The organism is Leucothrix mucor DSM 2157, from assembly GCF_000419525.1.
In the GTDB taxonomy this organism is placed as follows: Bacteria; Pseudomonadota; Gammaproteobacteria; order Thiotrichales; family Thiotrichaceae; genus Leucothrix; species Leucothrix mucor.
The window spans coordinates 1,921,033-1,943,027 of sequence record NZ_ATTE01000001.1; the positions used below are offsets into that span (position 1 = coordinate 1,921,033).

At 48.4% G+C, this 21,995-nt stretch carries 20 protein-coding genes; 14 read left to right on the forward strand and 6 right to left on the reverse strand.

Translation table 11 applies throughout. The features are described from left to right. The first annotated feature begins 31 nt into the window (after window positions 1-31). From aceE to LEUMU_RS0108545, 5 genes are all read left to right on the forward strand, one after another. Complete coding sequence (aceE, locus tag LEUMU_RS0108525; RefSeq protein WP_022951868.1) at window positions 32-2,695, forward strand: pyruvate dehydrogenase (acetyl-transferring), homodimeric type; 2,664 nt, start codon at window positions 32-34, stop codon at window positions 2,693-2,695. 10 nt (window positions 2,696-2,705) lie between these two features. Beyond that, on the forward strand, window positions 2,706-4,367 hold the full coding sequence (gene aceF, locus LEUMU_RS0108530) for a dihydrolipoyllysine-residue acetyltransferase (RefSeq protein ID WP_022951869.1): 1,662 nt from the start codon (window positions 2,706-2,708) through the stop codon (window positions 4,365-4,367). A 9-nt stretch (window positions 4,368-4,376) separates the two neighbouring features. Continuing rightward, entirely contained in the window at window positions 4,377-6,146 is a 1,770-nt protein-coding gene (gene lpdA, locus LEUMU_RS0108535) for a dihydrolipoyl dehydrogenase (RefSeq protein ID WP_022951870.1), read from the forward strand. Between the two features lie 4 nt (window positions 6,147-6,150). Further along, window positions 6,151-6,696, forward strand: coding sequence for a DUF924 family protein (locus LEUMU_RS0108540; RefSeq protein ID WP_022951871.1), 546 nt, complete (start codon window positions 6,151-6,153; stop codon window positions 6,694-6,696). A 74-nt stretch (window positions 6,697-6,770) separates the two neighbouring features. Further along, on the forward strand, window positions 6,771-7,502 hold the full coding sequence (locus LEUMU_RS0108545; RefSeq protein WP_022951872.1) for a metallophosphoesterase: 732 nt from the start codon (window positions 6,771-6,773) through the stop codon (window positions 7,500-7,502). 42 nt (window positions 7,503-7,544) lie between these two features. Here the strand turns inward: LEUMU_RS0108545 and LEUMU_RS0108550 are convergent, their stop codons facing one another. After that, window positions 7,545-8,027 carry a Fe-S cluster assembly transcription factor gene (locus LEUMU_RS0108550; RefSeq protein WP_022951873.1) on the reverse strand — a complete coding sequence of 161 codons (483 nt, stop codon included), beginning with the start codon at window positions 8,025-8,027 and terminating at the stop codon, window positions 7,545-7,547. Window positions 8,028-8,185: 158 nt separating this feature from the next. Further along, window positions 8,186-8,620 carry a DUF1249 domain-containing protein gene (locus LEUMU_RS0108555; RefSeq protein WP_022951874.1) on the reverse strand — a complete coding sequence of 145 codons (435 nt, stop codon included), beginning with the start codon at window positions 8,618-8,620 and terminating at the stop codon, window positions 8,186-8,188. Between the two features lie 192 nt (window positions 8,621-8,812). On the opposite strand from LEUMU_RS0108555, the gene LEUMU_RS0108560 reads away from it, so the two are divergent. From LEUMU_RS0108560 to LEUMU_RS0108600, 9 genes are all read left to right on the forward strand, one after another. Next, complete coding sequence (locus LEUMU_RS0108560) at window positions 8,813-10,438, forward strand: alpha-D-glucose phosphate-specific phosphoglucomutase (RefSeq protein WP_022951875.1); 1,626 nt, start codon at window positions 8,813-8,815, stop codon at window positions 10,436-10,438. A 208-nt stretch (window positions 10,439-10,646) separates the two neighbouring features. Further along, on the forward strand, window positions 10,647-12,383 hold the full coding sequence (locus LEUMU_RS27860) for a peptidoglycan-binding domain-containing protein (RefSeq protein WP_022951876.1): 1,737 nt from the start codon (window positions 10,647-10,649) through the stop codon (window positions 12,381-12,383). Window positions 12,384-12,536: 153 nt separating this feature from the next. After that, a complete protein-coding gene (locus LEUMU_RS0108570; RefSeq protein ID WP_022951877.1) occupies window positions 12,537-14,012 on the forward strand; it encodes a helicase HerA-like domain-containing protein in 1,476 nt (491 codons plus the stop codon). Between the two features lie 245 nt (window positions 14,013-14,257). Next, complete coding sequence (gene accB / locus LEUMU_RS0108575; protein WP_022951878.1) at window positions 14,258-14,707, forward strand: acetyl-CoA carboxylase biotin carboxyl carrier protein; 450 nt, start codon at window positions 14,258-14,260, stop codon at window positions 14,705-14,707. 14 nt (window positions 14,708-14,721) lie between these two features. Beyond that, window positions 14,722-16,068: an acetyl-CoA carboxylase biotin carboxylase subunit gene (gene accC / locus LEUMU_RS0108580; RefSeq protein ID WP_022951879.1), complete on the forward strand. Its 1,347-nt coding sequence runs from the start codon at window positions 14,722-14,724 to the stop codon at window positions 16,066-16,068. After that, entirely contained in the window at window positions 16,068-16,952 is an 885-nt protein-coding gene (gene prmA, locus LEUMU_RS25235; protein WP_022951880.1) for a 50S ribosomal protein L11 methyltransferase, read from the forward strand. Before accC ends, prmA begins: the two co-directional genes overlap by 1 nt. Window positions 16,953-16,966: 14 nt before the next feature. Continuing rightward, window positions 16,967-17,647, forward strand: a complete 681-nt coding sequence (locus tag LEUMU_RS28965) for a zinc-ribbon and DUF3426 domain-containing protein (RefSeq protein ID WP_084708196.1) — start codon at window positions 16,967-16,969, stop codon at window positions 17,645-17,647. Between the two features lie 16 nt (window positions 17,648-17,663). Further along, the gene (dusB, locus tag LEUMU_RS0108595) at window positions 17,664-18,689 is read left to right on the forward strand and encodes a tRNA dihydrouridine synthase DusB (RefSeq protein WP_022951882.1); all 1,026 of its coding nucleotides are present in this window, start codon (window positions 17,664-17,666) and stop codon (window positions 18,687-18,689) included. A gap of 99 nt (window positions 18,690-18,788) precedes the next feature. Next, window positions 18,789-19,037 (forward strand): helix-turn-helix domain-containing protein, encoded by a 249-nt coding sequence (locus LEUMU_RS0108600; RefSeq protein ID WP_022951883.1) that lies wholly within the window; start codon window positions 18,789-18,791, stop codon window positions 19,035-19,037. A gap of 85 nt (window positions 19,038-19,122) precedes the next feature. Here LEUMU_RS0108600 and ispF read toward each other — a convergent pair whose 3' ends face one another. From ispF to eno, 4 genes are read right to left on the reverse strand one after another with little or no spacing between them, the layout of a single operon-like run. After that, window positions 19,123-19,611 carry a 2-C-methyl-D-erythritol 2,4-cyclodiphosphate synthase gene (gene ispF, locus LEUMU_RS0108605; protein ID WP_022951884.1) on the reverse strand — a complete coding sequence of 163 codons (489 nt, stop codon included), beginning with the start codon at window positions 19,609-19,611 and terminating at the stop codon, window positions 19,123-19,125. Further along, a complete protein-coding gene (gene ispD, locus LEUMU_RS25240; RefSeq protein ID WP_022951885.1) occupies window positions 19,608-20,357 on the reverse strand; it encodes a 2-C-methyl-D-erythritol 4-phosphate cytidylyltransferase in 750 nt (249 codons plus the stop codon). Before ispD ends, ispF begins: the two co-directional genes overlap by 4 nt. Beyond that, the gene (locus LEUMU_RS0108615) at window positions 20,357-20,698 is read right to left on the reverse strand and encodes a septum formation initiator family protein (RefSeq protein ID WP_022951886.1); all 342 of its coding nucleotides are present in this window, start codon (window positions 20,696-20,698) and stop codon (window positions 20,357-20,359) included. The genes ispD and LEUMU_RS0108615 overlap by 1 nt, the downstream gene beginning before the upstream one ends. A 16-nt stretch (window positions 20,699-20,714) precedes the next feature. Further along, on the reverse strand, window positions 20,715-21,995 hold the full coding sequence (gene eno / locus LEUMU_RS0108620; RefSeq protein WP_022951887.1) for a phosphopyruvate hydratase: 1,281 nt from the start codon (window positions 21,993-21,995) through the stop codon (window positions 20,715-20,717).

The following is a 21,995-nucleotide window of genomic DNA, read 5'->3' on the forward strand; positions in this document are numbered from 1 at the left end:
TTCGCAACCTAACATGAGGAGAGACCTTATTATGACGATCAATAACCCAGGAATGGATATTGACCCGCAGGAAACGGCTGACTGGACAGAATCGATCAATGCGATCATCGAAGCAGAAGGCGTTCAACGTGCTCATTTTATTATAGAAAAATTGATCGCTACCGCGCGAGTCAATGGTGCCAACCTCCCGTATTCTTCAAATACTGCTTATATCAATACGATTCCTACCCACCTTGAAGAGCCTATTCCGGGCGATCAGGCAATCGAAAGCCGTATTCGTACTTACATCCGCTGGAACGCTGCCGCGATGGTTGTTCGCGCAAACCGTAAGAGCTCAGAGCTCGGCGGACACATTGCGTCGTTTGCCTCATCCGCAACCCTGTATGATGTAGGATTTAACCACTTCTGGAATGCACCATCTCCAGAACACGGTGGTGACTTAGTATTCTACCAAGGCCATATCACGCCAGGTATCTACGCGCGTTCATTTATGGAAGGACGCTTAAGCGAAGAGCAGCTGGATAACTTCCGTCAAGAAACTGGCGGCAATGGTCTCTCCTCTTACCCTCACCCATGGCTGATGCCTGACTATTGGCAGTTCCCGACCGTATCAATGGGTCTGGGTCCAATCAAGTCTATCTACCAAGCGCGCTTCATGAAGTATCTGCAGCTGCGTCATCTGGCAGACACTAAAGACCGTCGCGTCTGGGGCTTCCTCGGTGATGGTGAAGTCGATGAGCCAGAATCACTAGGTGCTATTTCTCTAGCCGGTCGTGAGCAGCTGGACAACCTGACCTGGGTTATCAACTGTAACTTACAGCGTCTGGATGGTCCGGTTCGTGGTAATGGCAAGATCGTACAAGAGCTTGAAGCTATTTTCCGTGGCGCAGGCTGGAACGTGATTAAAGTCATGTGGGGTTCTTACTGGGATCCGCTATTGGCTAAAGACAAAGACGGCATTCTGCAAAAACGCATGCTGGAAGTAGTTGATGGAGAATTCCAGAACTACAAAGCTAAAGATGGCGCGTATGTACGTGAGAATTTCTTTGGTAAATACCCTGAGCTGAAAGCCATGGTATCTAAAATGTCGGATGATGATATCTGGCGTTTGAACCGTGGTGGTCACGATCCTCACAAGGTATATGCGGCATATCATGCGGCAGTTAACCACAAAGGTCAGCCTACCGTTATTTTGGCACACACTGTAAAAGGTTACGGTATGGGCGCTGCGGGTCAGGGTCAAAACCGCACACACAGCCAGAAGAAGCTAAACGAAGAAGAGATGATGGACTTCGCAAAGCGCTTCAACATCCCAATCAGTGATGAAGATGCAGCTGCAGCAAACTACTATCTGCCTCCGATTGACAGTGAAGAACGTCAGTACATGCTGGCTCGTCGTAAAGAATTGGGTGGTTCGATTCCGGTTCGTAACACGACTGCGGCACCACTGAGCATTCCTGAGCTGGATGTATTAGCACCAATCTTACAAGGTTCCGGCGATCGTGAAATGTCTACAACAATGGCATTTGTACGTATTCTGACGATCCTGACGCGTGATAAGAAACTGGGCAAACACATCGTTCCAATCGTCCCTGACGAAGCCCGCACCTTTGGTATGGAAGGTATGTTCCGTCAGTTAGGTATTCACTCTTCTGTAGGCCAGTTATACGAGCCACAGGATAAAGATCAGGTTATGTTCTATAAAGAGGACAAATCCGGTCAGATTCTGGAAGAAGGTATCAACGAAGCAGGCGCATTCTCCTCATGGATTGCGGCGGCAACGTCATACAGCGCGCACGGCGTAAATATGGTTCCATTCTATATTTACTACTCCATGTTTGGTTTCCAGCGTATTGGTGACTTGGCTTGGGCAGCAGGTGACTGTCGTTCACGTGGATTCTTGATTGGTGCAACCGCAGGTCGTACGACGCTGGCGGGTGAAGGCCTGCAACATCAGGATGGACACGGCATGGTTCAGGCTGCGCTGATTCCTAACTGTATTAGTTATGACCCAACCTTCTCTTATGAGATGGCGGTGATCATTCATGACGGTATGCGCCGCATGTATGTGAATCAGGAAGATATCTACTACTACATCACTGCAATGAACGAGAACTACCAGCAGCCTGCGCTGCCTGAAGGTGCCAACGAAGGCATTCTTAAAGGTATGTACTTGTTCCAAGGTGGCGGCAAGAAGAAGAAGAAGGTTCAGTTACTAGGTTCCGGTACGATTCTGCGCGAAGCCATTGCTGCAGCCGAGATTCTGAGCGAAGAATGGGGCGTGGACTCCGATATCTGGAGCTGCACAAGCTTCAATGAATTGGCTCGTGAAGCGAATGATGTTGAGCGTTGGAACCGTCTGCACCCACTGGAAAATCCAAAAGTGCCATACGTTTCTCAACTGCTGAAAGGCCATCGCGGCCCTGTGATTGCGGCAACGGATTATATCCGCCAATATCCAGAGCAAATTCGCCAATGGGTTCCAGCGCGTTACTCAGTACTGGGTACAGATGGTTACGGCCGCAGTGACACTCGTGTTGAATTGCGTCGTCACTTCGAAGTTAACGCAACCCACATCGTGGTTGCTGCACTGAAAGCCTTGGCAGACGAAGGCACATTGCCAGCCGCTAAGGTTGCTGAAGCGATTGAGAAGTACGGCATCGACGTTGATAAAACCAACCCACTACACGCCTGAGGAGATAATTATGTCGATTAAAAACATTGTTGTACCCGATATTGGTGATTTTGATGAAGTTGAAATCATCGAAGTGCTGGTGGCGGTCGGTGATCGCGTTGAAGTTGAGGACTCGCTGATTACGGTTGAGTCTGATAAAGCTTCGATGGAAATCCCAAGCTCAGATGCGGGAATCGTTAAAGAAGTAAAGGTGAGTGTCGGCGATAAAATCGCAGAAGGTAGCCTGGTTATTACTTTGGAAGTGGATGCAGCAGCTGACGCTGCGCCTGCGGAGGCTCCGGTGGAAACACCAGCCCCTGCGGCGGCACCTGCTCCGGCTCCAGCCGCCCCTGCACCAGCAGCTCCGGTTGCTGCGGCAGCGCCAGCTGGCCCGGTTGAAGTGTTAGTACCAGACATTGGTGATTTTGACTCAGTTGAAATCATTGAAGTACTGGTCGCTGTTGGCGATCGCGTTGAAGTTGAGGACTCGCTGATTACAGTTGAGTCTGATAAAGCTTCGATGGAAATCCCAAGTTCACACGCCGGTACCGTCAAAGAGCTAAAAGTTAGCGTTGGCGATAATGTAGCCAAAGGTAGCTTGGTATTGATTTTGGATGCTGACGCAGATGCTGCGGCACCTGCTCCAGCGGCGAGTGAACCTGCAGCGGCTCCGGCTCCTGCGGCAACACCAGCGCCAGCTCCGGCAGCAGCCCCTGCTCCAGTGGCAGAAGCACCAAAGCAATCACCCACCGCTAATATTGATGAGGTTAGTTTTAAGCGTGCTTACGCCAGCCCTTCTGTTCGCCGCTTAGCGCGTGAGCTGGGTGTTGACTTAGGCAAGGTAAACGGTAGCGGCCGCAAAAAACGCATTGTTAAGGATGATATCTTTAGCCATGTGAAAGCCGTCATGACAGCCCCTGCTCCAAAAGCGGCTCCGGCTGCGGGTGGTTCAGGATTTGGCATTGCGCCAATGCCAGCCATTGATTTCAGCAAATGGGGCGACATTGAAACGCAGCCTCTGAGCAAAATCAACAAGCTGACTGGTGAATACCTACATCGAAGCTGGGTGAGCATCCCTCACGTCACGCAATTTGACGAAGCGGATATCACCGAGATGGAAGCATTCCGCAAGCAAGTGGCTAAGGAAATGGAGAAAGAAGGCGTGAAAATTACGCCGCTGGCTTTCATTATCAAAGCCGTAGTTGCCAGCATGAAGGCCTTCCCTCGCTTTAACAGCTCGCTGGATTCAACCGGTGAAAATCTGGTGATGAAGCAATACTTCAACATTGGTATTGCGGTGAATACGCCAGATGGCTTGGTGGTTCCGGTTATCACGGATGCCGACAAGAAGACTTTGGTTGAATTGTCGAATGAAATTCGTGAGTTTGCTGGTAAAGCGCGCAACAAGAAACTGAAGCCTGCTGAAATGCAAGGCGGTTGTTTCACTATCTCTAGTCTGGGTGGTATTGGTGGAACGGCTTACACGCCAATCATCAATGGCGCTGAAGTGGCAATTCTGGGTGTTTCTAACACTCGTACTTCACCAGTCTGGGATGGCAGCAGCTTCCAGCCACGTCAAATCCTGCCATTGTCATTATCGTATGACCATCGCGTGATTGATGGTGTTGCTGGTGCGCAGTTCACGACTTACTTATGCCGCATGTTGAGCGACGTGCGCCGTTTACTGGTTTAGGAGAATCTCATGAGTCAGCAAATTGAAATTAAAGTCCCGAATATCGGCGATTTTGACGGCGTAGAAGTAATCGAAGTACTGGTTGGCGTCGGTGACGTGGTTGCAGCAGAAGATTCACTGATTACCGTGGAGTCTGATAAAGCCTCCATGGAAATCCCTTGCTCGGATAGCGGAACAATTACCGAAGTATTGGTAAACGTTGGCGATACCGTGGCAGAAGGCAGTGTGATTTTCAAACTGGAATCTGGCGCTGCAGCGGCTAGTGAGCCTGCTCCGGCAGCCGCTGCTGAGCCAGCACCTGCCCCAAAAGCTGAACCTGCTGCGGCGCCAGCGCCAACGGCAGCCACATTCTCAGGTGAATCAGATCAGCATGCACAGTTAGTCGTTCTGGGCTCCGGCCCGGGCGGCTACACCGCAGCATTCCGCGCGGCCGATTTGGGCCAGAATGTCATCATGATCGAGCGCTACGAGAGTATCGGTGGTGTGTGTCTGAATGTGGGTTGTATTCCATCCAAGGCCTTACTGCACACCGCTGAAATCATCAATGAAGCCGCAGAATTTGGGCATCAGGGTGTGACGTTCTCCGAACCAGAGATTGACTTGGACAAGCTGCGCGCGCACAAAGATGATGTGGTGGGTAAATTAACCGGTGGTTTGAAAGGTCTGGCTAAGCAACGCAAAGTCACGATCGTTAAAGGCTACGGTAAATTTACTTCAGCCAATACCATTAACGTGGTCGATGAAGATGGCGCTTCTCAAGTAATCAGCTTTGATAATTGCATTATCGCTGCGGGTTCTCGAGTCACTAAGTTGCCATTTATTCCTTGGGATGACCCACGCGTAATCGACTCCACTGGCGCGCTGGAATTGGCAGAAGTGCCTGAGCGTATGCTGGTGGTTGGTGGCGGTATCATTGGTCTGGAAATGGCCACGGTATACGATGCACTGGGCTCCAAGATCACCGTTGTTGAATTATCGCCGGGCTTAATTCCGGGACCGGATCGTGACTTGATTCGCCCACTGGAAAAGCGCATTAAGGCTAAATATGAAAATATTTACCTGAACACTAAAGTGACCGCCATTGAGCCAACAGAAGCAGGTTTAGTCTGTCATTTTGAAGGTGATAAAGCGCCAGCAACTGAAACCTTTGACCGGGTTCTAGTGGCAATTGGTCGTAGCCCGAATGGCTTGGCAATTGATGCAGACAAAGCCGGCGTACAGGTTGATGAGCGTGGCTTTATCAGCGTGGACAAGCAGATGCGTACCAATGTCGATCACATCTTTGCGATCGGTGACATTGTTGGTCAGCCTATGCTGGCACACAAAGCCACTCACGAAGGTAAGGTTGCGGCAGAAGTTATTGCAGGCCATAAGGCTTACTTTGATGCTCGCACTATTCCTTCTGTTGCTTATACCGATCCTGAAATTGCATGGATGGGTGAAAGTGAAGAGTCGTGCAAAGCCAACGGGATTGCCTATACTAAGGGTGTATTCCCTTGGGCAGCCAGCGGACGCTCATTGAGCCGTGGCCGTAACGAAGGTATGACCAAGGTATTGTTTGATAAGGAAACCGGTCACTTAATCGGCGCCGGTATCGTGGGCAACAATGCCGGCGAACTGATTGCTGAGGCAGTACTGGCGCTTGAGATGAATGCAGATGCTCACGATATCGGGCTAACCATTCACCCTCACCCAACCTTATCCGAGACCTTAAACTTCGCAGCGGAAGTTGCTGAAGGGACTTGTACGGATATTTACGCACCGAAGAAAAAAGGTTGATCCCATGCAGACGCCAGAGAGTATTCTGACATTTTGGTATAGCGAACCGATGAAATCTCATTGGTTCTCATCAACGCCCGAGATCGACGCGTTGATTACCCAAAATTATGAATCACTCTGGCGCGCTGCCGCTGATGGTCAGCTGGATACTTGGCAAGACAGCCCTGAGGGTTGTCTTGCTTTGTGTATCGTGCTGGATCAATTTCCACTCAATATGTTTCGTGGAGAGCCTGCCAGTTTCAGTACTGAGCAAGCCGCAGTTCAAGTGACCAAAGTCGCAATAGAAAAAGGCTTTGATCAGCAACTACCCAAAGAACAACTCAGTTTTTTATATATGCCGCTAATGCATAGCGAGCATATGCAAGATCAGGACCTATCTGTCGAGCGCTTCGAAGCGTCCGAATTAGAAGGCAATATTCGCTTTGCCAAACACCATCGTGAGATTGTAGAGCGCTATGGTCGCTTCCCACATCGTAACGCCATTCTTGGGCGTGACAGTAGCGATGCCGAAATCGAATACCTGAACTCCAAATCAGCCTTTACGGGATAAGTGATATCAAGCGGTTTTATGCTATTCTAAGCGACCTGATTCACAGAGCCTTACCAACAAGGCGCCCTTCAACTATGCCTGTACCTTTATTTAAATATTTTCCGGAAAATCATGCCGGCCGTGACTTTGTTATCGGTGACTTACATGGCATGTTTGAAACACTGGAACAATTAATGGCTCAGGTCGGTTTTAATACAGAGCAAGATCGCCTTTTCTCTGTGGGTGACTTAGTTGACCGTGGCCCGCAATCAGAGCGCGTGCTCGAGTTTTTAGGCCAACCTTGGTTTCATGCCCTGCAAGGGAATCACGAAAAGCTATTACTGCAATCGCAAGACTCAGAAGCTGTGTTTAAAGCATGGACTGAGCGCGCAGGTGGTGCTTGGTGGCTGATGGTTAAGGATGACAAACGTAAAGCCATTATTAGTGCGCTAAGCGAATTACCAATGGCTTTTGAAATCACGACCGCAACCGGTCAAATTGGTATTGTACACGCCGATATTCCAATCGGACTTGACTGGAAGGCGTTTGTGAAAGGCTTACAGGATGATGAGGAACTACAGCAGCATGCACAGTGGTCAAGGCTTCGTCATCACTATATCAGTGCTAAAGAAACGGTACCCAAGGTGCCGGGAATTGATTTGCTAGTGGTGGGGCACTCGATTGTCGATAAGCCATTGCTGGCTGCCAATCTTTACTACATAGATACCGGAGCGGCGTACATTGCTCACGGCATTGATTCAAGGCTTACGATGTTACAAATTCACCCTAAGCGGGAAGTTCATGACATCAAAACAGGCTCGGAGTGAGTCCACACGACTCCCTTGTCCGGCCTGCTTAGCAAACCCGCATCAACTTGCACGCGCAACCGGCTGGAACATCCGGTTGATGTGACTAGATGTGGTATTTTGTTGTACCGCTATGCGTCTTACTTCCGGGCGCTTAATAAAGTCAGCCAGCGTAATTCCGTTTAGGAATTCATACAGGCGATGACTTAAATCTTCCCACAACTTGTGCGTCATACAACGATCACCAGCATGGCAGTCTTCATTACCTTGGCATTGTGTACTGTCGATTGACTCATCGACGGCCAAAATAATATCCGCCACGCTAATCGCATTGGCAGGCTTACCTAAGCGGTATCCACCGCCTGGGCCACGCACACCTTCTACCAGCTTCGCTTTACGCAGCTTGGCAAACAGTTGCTCAAGGTATGACAACGAAATTCCCTGACAACTTGAAATATCTGCCAACGTAACCGGACCACTCCGATCATTAATGGCGAGATCCATCATCGCAGTTACCGCATACCGACCTTTTGTTGAAAGCTTCATCTTTACGAGTCTCCAATCAGCTAAAAATTAACAGTCTTCATTTTGGTATAGGTGCAGAGGAAAACAATTACCTAGTGAATTGGTAGGTATTATAAATAACCTAGTAGTCTAGTCAATCTTTATGACAGAGATTTAATCTATGAGTCGATTAGTGGGTATTAAAGTTGATGGCCTTGCCTAAGTAAGTACTTGACCCACTTGAATAAAAACCGATTAGTGCGCCAATGACATAATAATTGAGTATCTGACCGTAATTTACCGCTTGACACTTGTTCGCCTGAAAAATTGCAACGGCGGCTCAATACATTGGCTTGACGGGAGTCATGGTAAATCTGTATGTGCAGGTCAGGACGCGGGTCATCGCCATTTTCAAAGTCGTAGGTCAGCAGCAACATGGTTGTATGTCGGCATTGCTCCAACACCGTGATGCGAAGCGGTATCCCCGACTCAACAAAAGAAACCGTATCACCTTCTAATTTACGGATATCACCGCACAGTAGACGCAGCTGCATGTAATTAATTTCATACATTTCCATGAGCGCGGCGAATGAACGAGGGATCGGTGGAAAAATCGCCTTTTCGATATTGCTCATTATCATGAGCTCTGATTGGGACAGTGGTTGTTTGATCAGGCTTGTCGTCATAAGAAAAAGTCTACGGGAAAAGGAGGTACTGCATTGGAGTATGCGGGTTTTTAATGGAAACAACCCTGCTTTCATTCTATCATCAGAGTAAGCATAGCGTTAGATACTGCGAAACCCACCATAATATTCAAAAGGATCAGTATGAACTTTGACACGACAGCTTTTGCAGACCAGAAACCGGGAACCTCAGGACTACGTAAACAAGTCAGTCGTTTTCAAACCCCACACTATCTGCCTAACTTCATTCAATCAATTTTTAATTGCTTGCCGAGCATTGCAGGGTCGACCTTAGTAGTTGGGGGCGATGGACGATATTTCAACCGTGAAGCCATTCAGATCATCATTAGCATGGCGGCCGCGAACAAGGTTGGAAAGCTACTGATCGGACAATCCGGAATTCTATCAACACCAGCCGTTTCACATTTAATCCGCAAGCATAAAGCACTGGGCGGCATTATTTTATCCGCCAGTCATAACCCTGGTGGCCCGGATGGTGACTTCGGCATCAAGTTTAATGCAGCCAATGGCGGCCCTGCTCCGGAATCATTCACCGACCAGCTATTCGAAGTCACCAAAAATATCACGCAATACCAAAGAGCCGATAACGAGGCATTGGCTTTAGATGTACTTGGCGAGTTTAAAGTATTGGATATGCAAGTTGAGATCATTGACTCCGTTGCTGACTATGCTGACTTGATGGAAGAATTATTTGATTTTGATGCCATTCGCAGCCTGATTAAACAGGATGACTTCAAACTGTGCTTTGATGCAATGAGCGCGGTAACTGGCCCTTATGCCACGGAAATTCTACAGAATCGCCTAGGTGCGGCGGCAGATAATATTATTCGCGAAATCCCACTTGAAGATTTTGGTGGCGGCCACCCTGATCCAAACCTTGCCCATGCCGAAGCATTAGTTGAGCGCATGTTCTCCGAAGATGCACCGGCCTTTGGTGCGGCCTCCGATGGTGATGGCGACCGCAATATGATTCTGGGTGCTAATTGCTATGTCACACCGAGCGATAGCCTTGCCATTATGGCAGCCAATGCGGCGCTCATTCCGGCTTATAAAAAAGGACTGGCTGGTGTTGCGCGCTCTATGCCAACAAGCCAAGCGGTTGATCGTGTAGCTGAAGCTTTAGGCTTGGATTGCTTTGAAACGCCTACGGGCTGGAAATTCTTCGGTAATTTGCTGGATGACGGGCGCATTACCTTATGCGGTGAAGAAAGCTTCGGTACCGGCTCTGATCACGTTCGTGAAAAAGATGGCTTGTGGGCAGTACTCTACTGGCTAAACATTTTGGCCGTGAAGCAGCAGAGCGTTGCTGATTTGGTGATGGAGCACTGGCAGCAGTATGGCCGCAACTTCTATACCCGCCACGACTATGAAGCGGTTGAAACTGAGCGCGTCGATGCAGTATTTACACATCTGGAAGCGAGCTTAAGCGCATTGACGGGTAAGCAGTTTGGCTCACGAACAGTGAAACTCGCCGATAACTTCTCTTACACCGACCCAGTAGATGCTTCAGTTAGTGGTAATCAAGGTATTCGCGTTTTATTCGAAGATGGCGCGCGTATCATTTACCGCCGCTCGGGTACTGGCACCAGTGGTGCAACATTGCGTTTATATGTAGAGCACTTCGAAGCGAACGCTGAGCGATTTAATGAAGAAACCCAGTCGGTACTTAAAGAACTGCTGGACCTTGCTGATAACATCGCGAACTTGACCAAACTGACCGGTCGAAATGCAGCAGACGTTGTCACCTAAAACCACTACCTCCTAAAATATGACCCTTTACCAACCCGCAAACTGTCGCCAGAATGCGGGTTTTTACTTTACGGGTGATTTTTATACGGTAAAGAGCACCGCTCAGCCAGAATAATAATATCGATTCAGCCTAATCCCCTTATGATGGGCACAGATTACATAATACTCGCATCGAAATAGCACCCAGAATAAGGGGACTCCAATTACTATGAATACAACGATTAAACTCTCGGTATCAAGCGTACTACTCGCTGGATTAATGACCGGATGTGGTCAACAACAATTTAAAGCCGGTGGTCAAATCACTGGTGGTCAGCAGGTCGCCGGCGGACAACAAGTCTCTGGTGGCGCACAGGTAGCTGGAGGTCAACAGGTTGCTGGTGGACAGCAAGTCGCAGGAGGCCAACAGGTTTCTGGCGGTCAGCAGTATGCTGCAGATCATCAAATGCAGACTCGCGTTGTTACCGATACACACTCACATAATATGCTGGTTGAGGCTGCGCGCATTTATGTGCCACTGCCAGCTGAGCACGCTGCTAAGCCACCAGCAGTTGTTATGTACAAAAAGCCGGTTGCAGCAGCGCCTGCCCGAGTTGTACACCAGCCTAAACGCCATGTGCAAAAGCCGAAACCAGTTGTTCAGCATCGCGGTATTGGTATGCCACCTGCACAACCTGGCCAGTGTTTTGCTAAGGTTAAAACACCCGCCAAGTTCCAAAACCGTGTTAAACGCGTTCAGGTATCACCGGCTGTTAATAAGCGCGTACTAGTACGTGGCCCACAGTACACATGGATCAACCAGAAAGTTGTTGCTCGTGCTGCCACTCACCGCATGCAGTATGTCCCAGCGACATACCGCAATGTGACTAAGCGTATCTTAGTGAAGCCAGCCCATTACAAATGGCAGCGCGGTAAAACCGGCCCTATTACTCGTATTGATAACATGACGGGTGAGATTCTGTGTCGCGTTAAAGTAGAAGCTGTTTACAAAACCATTACTCAAAAAGTAGTGGCGACACCTGCTCGCAAAATTCGCAAGCATGTACCAGCTGTCTACCAGACAAAGAAGATCAAGAAACTGGTTTCACCAGCGCTTTACCGCACGATAAACACACCTGCTCGTTTCGTGAATAAAAACTACCGTACCAAGGTGAGTGAAGAACGCTATTCATGGAAGCCAATTGCTTGTAAAACTCCGGGTGCACAAGCTGCTCCACGCCATGCAGCTAAAGCAACACCTAGACACTCAACCAACCCTAAAGTGGTTGCAGAGCAGCGTCGCTTAGCGAAAGAGTTTGATCAGCAGCAAAAAGTATTACGCCAGGAATGGTTGGTACAGGAAGCACAGCGCCAACGTGTCGCACAGGCAAAACAACGTCAGGCTGCAGCACAAAGAAAACATGCCCAGCAAGTAAGACAGCATCAAGCGCAACAACGTCAAGCTGCGGCACAAAGAAAGCATGCCCAACAAGCAAGGCAGCAGCAGGCACAACAGCGCCAAGCTCAATTGCAGAGACAACGCGCAGCGCAGCATCAGGCAGATTTAGCTCAGCAACGTCGAGCGGCTCAGATTCTGTTGGCACAACAGCACAAGCAGCAAGCCTATGCTAAGCCAAAGCAGCCAACGACTTACGTGAAGCCAGTGGCACATGCTCCGAAGCCAACCATGGTGTCGCATAGCCGTACAGTACAGCCGGTTGCTCCAAAACCTGCCGTACAACGCGCAGCCCCAGTCGGAGATTCTGCAGTAACTCCGTTGACGCGTGCAAATGCTGTCTACCGGATTCAGAAATCCCTGCAGCAGCGTGGTTACAACCCAGGTGAGATAGATGGTCGCTTAGGACCCAGCACTGTAAAGGCACTAACAGCATTCCAGGAAAGTAAAGGCCTAAAAACCGGCACTTTGGATCGCGATACACTACGCGCACTTAACTTAGTTCAGTAATACCGGTTAATCGCTAGTTGATCATAAAAAGGCTTACCCTCGGGTAGGCCTTTTTTAATTGCTACTTTCCATTAGTCGGTATAAACCTTATGATTAATCTCAAATTTTAGGGCAGCGATAGCTGGCACTGTTTTCTTGAGAGGCATAAAAATAATGACAGTCAATAAGGGTATTTTGCTAGGTAAAGGCGATCATCAGGTATTTTTGGATCCCCGCTTTGCCAACCGACACGGTTTAATCGCAGGCGCAACCGGTACCGGCAAGACAATTTCACTACAAGTTTTGACCGAAGGCTTCTCCCGCATGGGCGTTCCGGTCTTTCTCTCAGATATTAAAGGCGACCTAAGCGGCATCACGCAAGCAGGTAAACCACACGCGAAAGTTGATGAACGTATTGAGAAAATCGGCATCACGGATTATCTGGCTGAAGATTTTCCCGTTGTATTCTGGGATCTATTTGGTAAAAAAGGCCACCCAGTACGTACGACCATCACCGACATGGGGCCACTGCTGCTAGCCAGACTACTAGGGCTTAATGACACTCAGGAAGGCATTCTCAATATTGCTTTTAAGTTTGCTGATGAAGAAGGCCTGCTCCTGTTAGACCTTAAAGACCTTCGTTCGGTACTTAATTATGTTGGTGAGAACCGTGCCAGCTTTCAAACACTGTATGGGAATATCAGTACCGCCTCGATTGGAGCCATCTTAAGAGACCTGCTAGTACTTGAGCAACAAGGCGCGGAAGACTTTTTTGGTGAGCCGGCTCTGGATATCTGGGACTTTATGCGCACCGGCAACAAGGGCTACGGCCAGATCAATATCTTGTCTGCCGATGAGCTAATGATGAAACCTCAGCTGTATGCCACCTTCTTGCTTTGGTTACTCTCTGAACTGTTTGAAACACTTCCCGAAGTCGGCGACTTAGATAAACCACGCTTGGTGTTCTTCTTTGATGAAGCCCATTTACTGTTTGATGATGCACCTGATGCCTTAGTGAATAAGGTAGAACAAGTGGTTAAGCTAATTCGCTCAAAAGGTGTCGGCATCTACTTTGTTACTCAAAACCCACTGGATATTCCGGATGGCGTACTGAGCCAATTGGGTAATCGCATACAACATGCACTGCGCGCATTCACACCAAAAGACCAAAAAGCAGTTCGCGCTGCGGCGCAGACTTTCCGAGCCAACCCAGACCTTGATACCGAAGAGACCATTACCCAACTTGGCGTTGGTGAGGCGCTGGTATCCGTATTACAGGAACAAGGCATTCCGGGCATTGTCCAAAAGACGTTAATCTGCCCTCCTCGCTCGCTGATTGGCCCTGCTCCGGATGGCGCAGTTGAACAAACTATTCGTTCAAGCCCACTCAATGGTCGATATGAAACGATGGTTGATCGTGAGTCGGCCTATGAAATTCTTAATGTGCGCGCAGTACAGGCAGAGCGAGACAGACAAGCAGCCGCATTACAGCAAGCGCAAGTCAAGGCAGCTAAACCCAACACTCGCAGCCGAAGCTCTAACCGACAAAGTGTTGGTGAAGCCTTCGCCAAAACCGTGGCGCGCTCAGTTGCTTCAAGATTAGGAACACAAATCGTACGCGGTTTACTCGGATCATTATTTCGTAAGTAAAAGATGGCCTTAAAAATCGGTTAGAAAGCTGGCTCATTTTTATATTACAGAGTAAAATCCCACAAAATTTCTCTAACGACAGCTAACTTCCGACAAAAAACGATTTTTGTAGATTTCCTAGAAATTAACAACCATGTCAAAGTCGACATTTTGACATGGATTTGTGGTCTATTTTTATTCTAAATAGACCTTGGTCATCGAAACGCTTAGCTGTACTCACTCAAATTACCAAAGGGGATGCCTAGATGGATGTTCGAAAAATTAAAACGCTGATTGAACTCATTAACAGCAGCGACATTGCTGAGATAGAAATCATTGAAGGCGAAGAGTCGGTTAGAATCTCTCGTTATAGCTCAGCAGCACCCGTACAAATGGCCGCACCTGCACCCGTTGCTGCAGCTCCTGCGATTGGCGCACCTGCTCAGGCACCTGCCGCAGCTCTTGCACCAGAAGCTGAAAAAGGCGAACTGATTGAATCACCAATGGTTGGTACTTTCTACCGCGCATCATCACCAACAGCCAAAGCCTTTGTTGAAGTTGGCCAGACTGTTTCTGTTGGCGATCCGCTATGCATTATCGAAGCAATGAAAATGCTGAACCAGATCGAATCAGAAAAATCAGGCGTCATCACCAAGGTGTTGGTTGAAAATGAACAACCAGTTGAGTTTGGACAGCCTTTGTTTGTGATTGAATAACCCCGGGATTTCGCATGATTAAGAAACTGCTAATAGCAAACCGGGGTGAAATTGCACTCCGTATCTTACGCGCCTGTCGGGAGATGGGAATCAAAACCGTCGCAGTTCACTCAACTGCTGACCGTGATTTAAAACATGTACGCCTAGCCGATGAGTCTGTCTGTATCGGACCAGCCTCCTCCACTGACAGCTATCTGAACATTCCAGCGATCATTAGTGCCGCTGAAGTGACTGATGCCGATGCGATCCACCCAGGTTACGGCTTTCTCTCTGAGAATGCAGACTTTGCCGAGCGTGTAGAGTCCAGCGGCTTTGTGTTTGTTGGACCACGTGCCAAGACTATTCGCCTGATGGGCGATAAAATTTCTGCTAAAGAAGCCATGCTGAAGACCAATGTACCTTGCGTACCTGGCTCTGAAGGCGCGATCCCAGAAGACCCAGCTGAAGCCTTGGCGATGGGTGACAGAATTGGCTACCCAGTTATCATCAAAGCTACCGGTGGCGGTGGTGGACGTGGTATGCGCGTGGTGCATAAGCGCGAAGCTCTGATTGACTCCATCATCCTGACTAAAAGTGAAGCACGCGGTGCCTTTGGTAATGACGTGGTTTACATGGAGAAATACCTGCAAGCTCCTCGTCATATCGAGTTTCAGGTATTGGCTGACTCCTTTGGTAATGCGATTCACCTATGTGAACGTGATTGCTCAATGCAGCGTCGTCACCAAAAAGTGGTTGAAGAAGCACCAGCGCCAGGCATTACTCCTGAGCAGCGCAACCGCATGGGCGCAATTTTGACTAAAGCCTGTAGCGAAATTGGCTACCGTGGCGCGGGAACCTTTGAATTCCTGTATGAAAACGGTGAGTTTTACTTCATTGAAATGAATACACGTCTGCAGGTTGAGCATCCGGTTACTGAGATGATCACAGGTGTTGACTTGGTGAAACAGCAACTGCTGATTGCCTCTGGCGAGAAGCTGATGATCAAGCAGGAAGATATTGTTCCTAAAGGTCATGCCATTGAGTGCCGTATTAATGCGGAAGACCCAAACACCTTTATGCCATCACCGGGTAAAATTGAGCGCTTCCACCAGCCAGGCGGCTTAGGCGTTCGAGTTGATTCTCATGTGTATGGTGGCTATACGGTTCCGCCCTATTACGACTCGATGATAGGCAAACTGATCGTTCACGGTGAAGACCGCGCGGGTGCAATTGCTCGCATGGAAGGTGCTTTGGAAGAAATGGTGATTGAAGGCATTAAAACCAATATTGACCTCCAGCGTCGCATTATCACCGACCCTGCCTTTATCAAAGGTGGTGCGGATATTCATTACCTTGAAAAGAAGCTAGGAATCCAAAGCTAATGTGGTTTCAATTGATTTGTCAGACCTCCCAAAAAGGCGAAGCGCTCATCAGTGAGGCGGCCGAGAACATGGGCGCAGCCTCCGTTACACTCAGTGATGCGGGCGATGTACCAGTACTTGAGCCACTGCCCAATGAGACACCACTGTGGGACGACATCATCGTCACGATCTTATTTCGTGAAGAAGATAAGCCCTTAGCGGATGCCTTAGAGCGGCAGCTTGAAGAAAACCGAGAGGCTTGGCAGATCAGTAAGCTACACCAGGAAGTTTTGGAAGAACAAGTTTGGGAACGCATGTGGATGAAGGATTTTCATCCCATGTGTTTTGGCGAGCGCTTATGGATTTATCCTAGCTGGTCAGAAACTCCGGATGATGATACCGTTAAAATCCTACTCGATCCCGGCTTGGCTTTTGGTACAGGGACTCACCCGACGACCTCTTTATGCTTGCAATGGTTAGATCAGAATCCTCCAGTTGGTGCCAGCGTAATCGACTATGGTTGTGGTAGCGGCATTCTAGCGATTGCGGCGATTAAGCTTGGAGCGACACACGTCCAAGCGACCGATATTGATCCTCAAGCGCTGACTGCAACTCACGACAACCAAGAAAAGAACGGCATTCAAGACGAGCAAATCAGCGCCTGTCTTCCTGAAGATATGCCTGAGATGCAAGCCGACTTAATGCTGGCAAATATATTGTGTGGACCACTGATCGAACTCTCTCAAACACTTTGCCAAATGACTAAACCCGGTGGAATGGTTGTGTTATCGGGCGTGCTTGCTGAGCAAGTTCCATTATTGCAGGAAGCTTATCAAGCCCATTGTGATGATATTCAGTTTGCTGAACAGGATGGCTGGGTTAGGATGACCGCTCAAGTTCGGTAACAACGAAAAACATTATGTATACCCGCTGTACGCACTGTAAGGCCGTTTTTAGGGTCACAATGAAAGAACTCACCGCCGCGCAAGGAAAGCTGCGCTGCGGTGAGTGTGCGTCCGTGTTTAACGCAATGGAAACGCTATCCACCAAATTACCGGGGCTAGATGATAACAATGAGCAAATGCCCTTTGATTCGCTGAATAAACAGTCCAAACGCGAGCAATACCAGCGCGACCCCAGCACGACCAAAACAAATACCGCCAAAACCAAGCAGACGACCAGTAACAACTTTTCATCGAAGCGCTGGCTTCCTCTCGCCCTAATCGTATTACTCAGCGGTATTCTTGCGACTCAAGCTTGGCTGACACAAGATTTATGGTTTGGCGGCGGAAGAGCCCCTGATAAAATCAAGACCATCAGCCGCAAAGTGTTTGCCCACCCTAGCGAGCCAGATGCATTAATTATAACGGCTTCAATTCGAAACGATGCCGACACAGCTCAACCCTTTCCATACCTTGAAACCCAATTACTGGATGCTAATAACAAGATCATAGCACTCAGGCGTTTTAAGCCTCAGGAGTACTATGAACAATACACTCAAGGTAGCCTGCTAAAAAGTAATGAGACCATTTCAATACGCCTGAAAATCCAAGATCCGCCTGGAAATCGTGCCAAACGATTCGAGTTCAATTACCTTTGATAAGCACCACTGCCTCATGTTAAAAATCGCTCACTTCAAACTTACAAGCCCCGTACTACAAGCGCCGATGGCTGGTGTTACTGACCGCCTTTATCGGGACTTAGTCCGCCAACACGGCGCGGGACTAGCCACTTCTGAGATGATCACCAGTGATTTGAGCTTACTAAATACCCGCAAGACCCAACTACGCCTACCTCAGATGGACGAGGATGGCCCCAGAAGCATCCAAATCGTTGGTACCGACCCTAAAGTCATGGCTGAAGCCGCGCGCTTCTACGCCTCTCAAGGGGCACAGATAATTGACATAAATTTCGGATGTCCGGTCAAAAAAGTAGCAGGCAGTAAGAAACTGGCAGGCTCCGCCCTACTCAAGGACGAACAGCAGGTGGAACAAATTATTCGTAGTGTTGTCAATGCTATAGACATACCGGTTACGATTAAATACCGAACAGGCTGGGATATGAAGTCGCGCAATGCCATTCGTATTGGACAGATTGCGGAAGATTGCGGCGTTTCTGCCTTGGCCCTACACGGAAGAACCAGAGAGGACAAATATCGTCCATTTGCCGAGTACGAAACTATTCGACAAGTAAAAAAACATGTTAATATTCCAGTGATAGCTAATGGGGACATCTCAAGCAGTGACAAAGCGGCTTACGTTTTTGACTACACTGGGGCTGATGGAATTATGATCGGGCGAGGTTCTTTTGGACGCCCTTGGATATTTGCAGAGATCAACCAAAAGCTATTTGGAATTAACTATAGCAGTGAGCTGACCGATGAGTACAAGTGCCAAACAGCAGTTGAACACGTTGAACGCTCGTATGATATAAATTGTTACAATCCCGAGAGTAAATTGCTGATTAATACCACTAATCAACCAGTGCGTACCGCCGATCATTCTCGAATTGCTAACAAAATAATCAACTGGTATTTATTAAGCATGTCGACCCAAACGGATGCGAGGTCTAAAATACTGAGCAGTAGAACCCCCGGCGAACAGTTGTCATTATTTAAGGAAGCGATATATGCCACACTGTAACCCGTCTACAACACGCTGAGTTTACCCGATATACATCTGATTGTGTCCTGACATAATCACACACAACCCCCATAAAATAATATACAGGTCACGTGAACAATGACAAATACACCACTTAACGCAGACTCGCTGTCTGAGGCAACTGACAAGGCCGTATCGGACTATCTCGAGCTGTTAGGAGATCACGAAGCAACGAATTTATACCGTCAGGTTGTGGATGAAGTTGAACGCCCTTTATTGGAAGTCATCATGAAGCACACCCGCGGCAATCAGTCAAAAGCAGCGACCTGCTTAGGCATGAACCGTGCGACACTGAGATCAAAGCTAAAGCGTCACGGCTTGCTTTAATCAGTAAAGATAGTGCCCTATTTATGAGGCATTCATTGCTTAAACCAAAGCTTGGAATGCCTCATTAAATTATTTTTGTTTTGAGCTAAACGCTAGCCTTAGCCAGCAACAATACAGCGCTAGCGGCAATTCCCTGCTTCTTCCCTACAAAGCCCAAACCTTCAGTCGTCGTTGCTTTAATGCCAATCTGATCGACATCAACCTTCAAATCTTCAGCCACCAATGCCCGCATCGTATCAATATGTGGCGCCATTTTCGGTGCTTGCGCCATGATCACACAGTCCATATTCATCAAGCTATAGCCTTTATCCAGCACTAGCTGATACACATGACGTAGCAATATCCGACTATCAATATTTTCAAAATCAGCCGAGGTATCCGGAAAGTGTTTTCCGATATCACCCAAGGCCAATGCACCCAGCAAGGCATCACAGATTGCATGCAGCAAGACGTCGCCATCCGAGTGAGCAACAAAACCCGCCTCATAAGGAATAGTGACGCCACCCAGCACAATATGATCACCAAGACCAAAGGCATGAACATCATAGCCATTTCCGATGCGCATATTCGTCATTCCGTGAAATCCTTAGTCGTCAGTAAGTAATTAATAAAGCCAAGGTCAGAAGGCTGTGTTAGTTTGATATTATCCGCCGAACCCTCAATCAATAGCACCGACTTGGCAACTGCTTCCATTGCGGAAGCTTCATCCGTAATCACAGCATTAGCAAGTTCAGCTTGATGCAGTGCGTCACGCAGTTCAGCTAAGCGAAACAATTGCGGAGTTTGCGCATGCCATAGATTTTCACGGCTTTCTGTGTGTTTGATTTGTTTGGTGTTAGCTTCCGCGCGTTTCATCGTGTCTCTAACGAGTGTCGCAAGAATTCCACCAACCACACTGTCATCACGAATCGCCAGCAGTGACTGGATATCACCCAATCGAACACAAGGCCGAGCGGCATCATGAACCATTACCCAGCTATCAGGTGGTATTTGTTGCTCTTGAATAAGGTAACGAAGCCCATTAGCCACGGTATCGGAGCGCTCTGCACCGCCAAAACAGCTAATGATTAAAATATTAGGAAAGGTAGATTTAAGCGTCGCTTGCAAGCCTGGCCAGTACTCATCAGCCTCGCTTACAACGATCAAAACGCCCTGCAGTTGCGGCAATTGCGTAAAGCGCGAGATGGTATGTTCCAGAATGGTTTTATCATGCAGCTTGAGATACTGCTTGGGACACTCAGCGGCCATCCGCTTACCCACGCCAGAGGCTGGAATCACTAGCCAAACCGACTCATCAACTGACGATAATGATGCACTCATTATTCTGTAAGCGTGACAGTATCAACGGGGGCTTCTGCTTCCAGCGTACCCACGGGTGTGGTCGGCTGTACATCAAGAATCACTTCAAAGAAGGTTTCCCGATTTCGAATCATGCCTAGCTCACTGCGGGCGCGCTCTTCCACCGCATCATTACCAGACTGAGCATCATCCAGCTCCGCCCGAATTTGCCGATTAAGCGCAGCCTGCTTTTCATTCTGCGCTTTCATATCAGCGATTTCTTTTTCCAAACGCCATTTAGCCGGATAACTGCCATGACCGACCCACAGGCTTGACACCAGCAGCAATAGCAAAATGGCCATAACAGTTATCAGGTATTTCATGAGTTAGAGATCCTTATTAACTCAGGTAACGAAACGCAGCAGCACCTGCGAAACTTGCATTGGCTCCCAACTCTTGCTCGATTCTCAGCAGCTGGTTGTACTTGGCCACTCTGTCTGAACGAGACAGTGAGCCAGTTTTGATTTGGCCTGCATTAGTTGCAACAGCCAAGTCAGCAATCGTTACATCTTCAGTCTCACCAGAGCGATGAGAAATAACCGCAGTGTAACCTGCAGCCTGAGCCATGCGAATCGCTTCCAGTGTCTCGCTCAAAGTACCAATCTGGTTTAACTTGATCAGGATTGAGTTAGCAATGTTCTTATCAATACCCTCTTGGAAGATAGAAGGATTAGTAACAAATAGATCATCACCAACTAGTTGTACTTTGTTGCCTAAACGCTCAGTCAGCAACTTCCAGCCATCCCAGTCTGCTTCATCCAAGCCGTCTTCGATACTGATGATTGGGTACTTATCAACCCACACTTCAAGGAAGTCGACCATTTCGGCAGCACTAAAGCTCTTGCCCTCTGAGGCCAGCTCGTACTTGCCGTTTTTGTAGTACTCAGAACTTGCACAATCCAGACCCAAACAAATATCTTTTCCTGGCTCGTAACCGGCACGCTTAATCGCTTCCAGAATCACTTCAATGGCTTCTTCGTTAGAAGACAAATCCGGTGCAAAACCACCTTCATCACCAACCGCTGTATTCAGACCTTTTTCAGTCAGTACTTTTTTCAGCGTATGGAATACTTCAGCGCCGTAACGAACCGCTTCTGCCAAGCTTGTTGCGCCAACAGGCAGAATCATGAACTCCTGCATATCAACACTGTTGTCAGCGTGTGAACCACCGTTGATGATGTTCATCATTGGTACTGGCATTTTGTATTGCGTCTCACCGCCTAAGTACTGGTATAAACCAACACCCGCATCATTCGCTGCAGCATGAGCTACCGCCAGAGAAGCCGCCAACAATGCATTTGCACCTAAACGGGCTTTGTTGTCAGTACCGTCTAGCTCGATCAACTTAGCGTCTAAAGCTGCTTGATCATTTGCATCCATACCAACAATCGCCTGAGCGATTTCGCCGTTTACATTAGCAACGGCTGTTTGTACGCCTTTACCCAAGTAGCGCGCTGCACCATCACGTAATTCAATGGCTTCACGAGCACCCGTCGATGCTCCAGACGGCACAGCTGCCCGTCCGACAACGCCATTACTCAACGTAACATCCGCTTCTACCGTTGGGTTTCCACGTGAATCAACAATCTCACGAGCAATAATTTTTGCAATATCAGTCAT

Coding starts and splice junctions, on each gene's coding strand:
- dusB (WP_022951882.1), top strand. CDS start 17,664: ATGTTAAAAATCGCTCACTTCAAACTTACAAGCCCCGTACTACAAGCG.
- ispD (WP_022951885.1), bottom strand. CDS start 20,357: ATGAGTGCATCATTATCGTCAGTTGATGAGTCGGTTTGGCTAGTGATT.
- accC (WP_022951879.1), top strand. CDS start 14,722: ATGATTAAGAAACTGCTAATAGCAAACCGGGGTGAAATTGCACTCCGT.
- LEUMU_RS27860 (WP_022951876.1), top strand. CDS start 10,647: ATGAATACAACGATTAAACTCTCGGTATCAAGCGTACTACTCGCTGGA.
- LEUMU_RS0108560 (WP_022951875.1), top strand. CDS start 8,813: ATGAACTTTGACACGACAGCTTTTGCAGACCAGAAACCGGGAACCTCA.
- eno (WP_022951887.1), bottom strand. CDS start 21,995: ATGACTGATATTGCAAAAATTATTGCTCGTGAGATTGTTGATTCACGT.
- accB (WP_022951878.1), top strand. CDS start 14,258: ATGGATGTTCGAAAAATTAAAACGCTGATTGAACTCATTAACAGCAGC.
- LEUMU_RS0108550 (WP_022951873.1), bottom strand. CDS start 8,027: ATGAAGCTTTCAACAAAAGGTCGGTATGCGGTAACTGCGATGATGGAT.
- LEUMU_RS0108615 (WP_022951886.1), bottom strand. CDS start 20,698: ATGAAATACCTGATAACTGTTATGGCCATTTTGCTATTGCTGCTGGTG.
- lpdA (WP_022951870.1), top strand. CDS start 4,377: ATGAGTCAGCAAATTGAAATTAAAGTCCCGAATATCGGCGATTTTGAC.
- LEUMU_RS0108600 (WP_022951883.1), top strand. CDS start 18,789: ATGACAAATACACCACTTAACGCAGACTCGCTGTCTGAGGCAACTGAC.
- aceE (WP_022951868.1), top strand. CDS start 32: ATGACGATCAATAACCCAGGAATGGATATTGACCCGCAGGAAACGGCT.
- ispF (WP_022951884.1), bottom strand. CDS start 19,611: ATGACGAATATGCGCATCGGAAATGGCTATGATGTTCATGCCTTTGGT.
- LEUMU_RS0108540 (WP_022951871.1), top strand. CDS start 6,151: ATGCAGACGCCAGAGAGTATTCTGACATTTTGGTATAGCGAACCGATG.
- aceF (WP_022951869.1), top strand. CDS start 2,706: ATGTCGATTAAAAACATTGTTGTACCCGATATTGGTGATTTTGATGAA.
- LEUMU_RS0108545 (WP_022951872.1), top strand. CDS start 6,771: ATGCCTGTACCTTTATTTAAATATTTTCCGGAAAATCATGCCGGCCGT.
- prmA (WP_022951880.1), top strand. CDS start 16,068: ATGTGGTTTCAATTGATTTGTCAGACCTCCCAAAAAGGCGAAGCGCTC.
- LEUMU_RS0108555 (WP_022951874.1), bottom strand. CDS start 8,620: ATGAGCAATATCGAAAAGGCGATTTTTCCACCGATCCCTCGTTCATTC.
- LEUMU_RS0108570 (WP_022951877.1), top strand. CDS start 12,537: ATGACAGTCAATAAGGGTATTTTGCTAGGTAAAGGCGATCATCAGGTA.
- LEUMU_RS28965 (WP_084708196.1), top strand. CDS start 16,967: ATGTATACCCGCTGTACGCACTGTAAGGCCGTTTTTAGGGTCACAATG.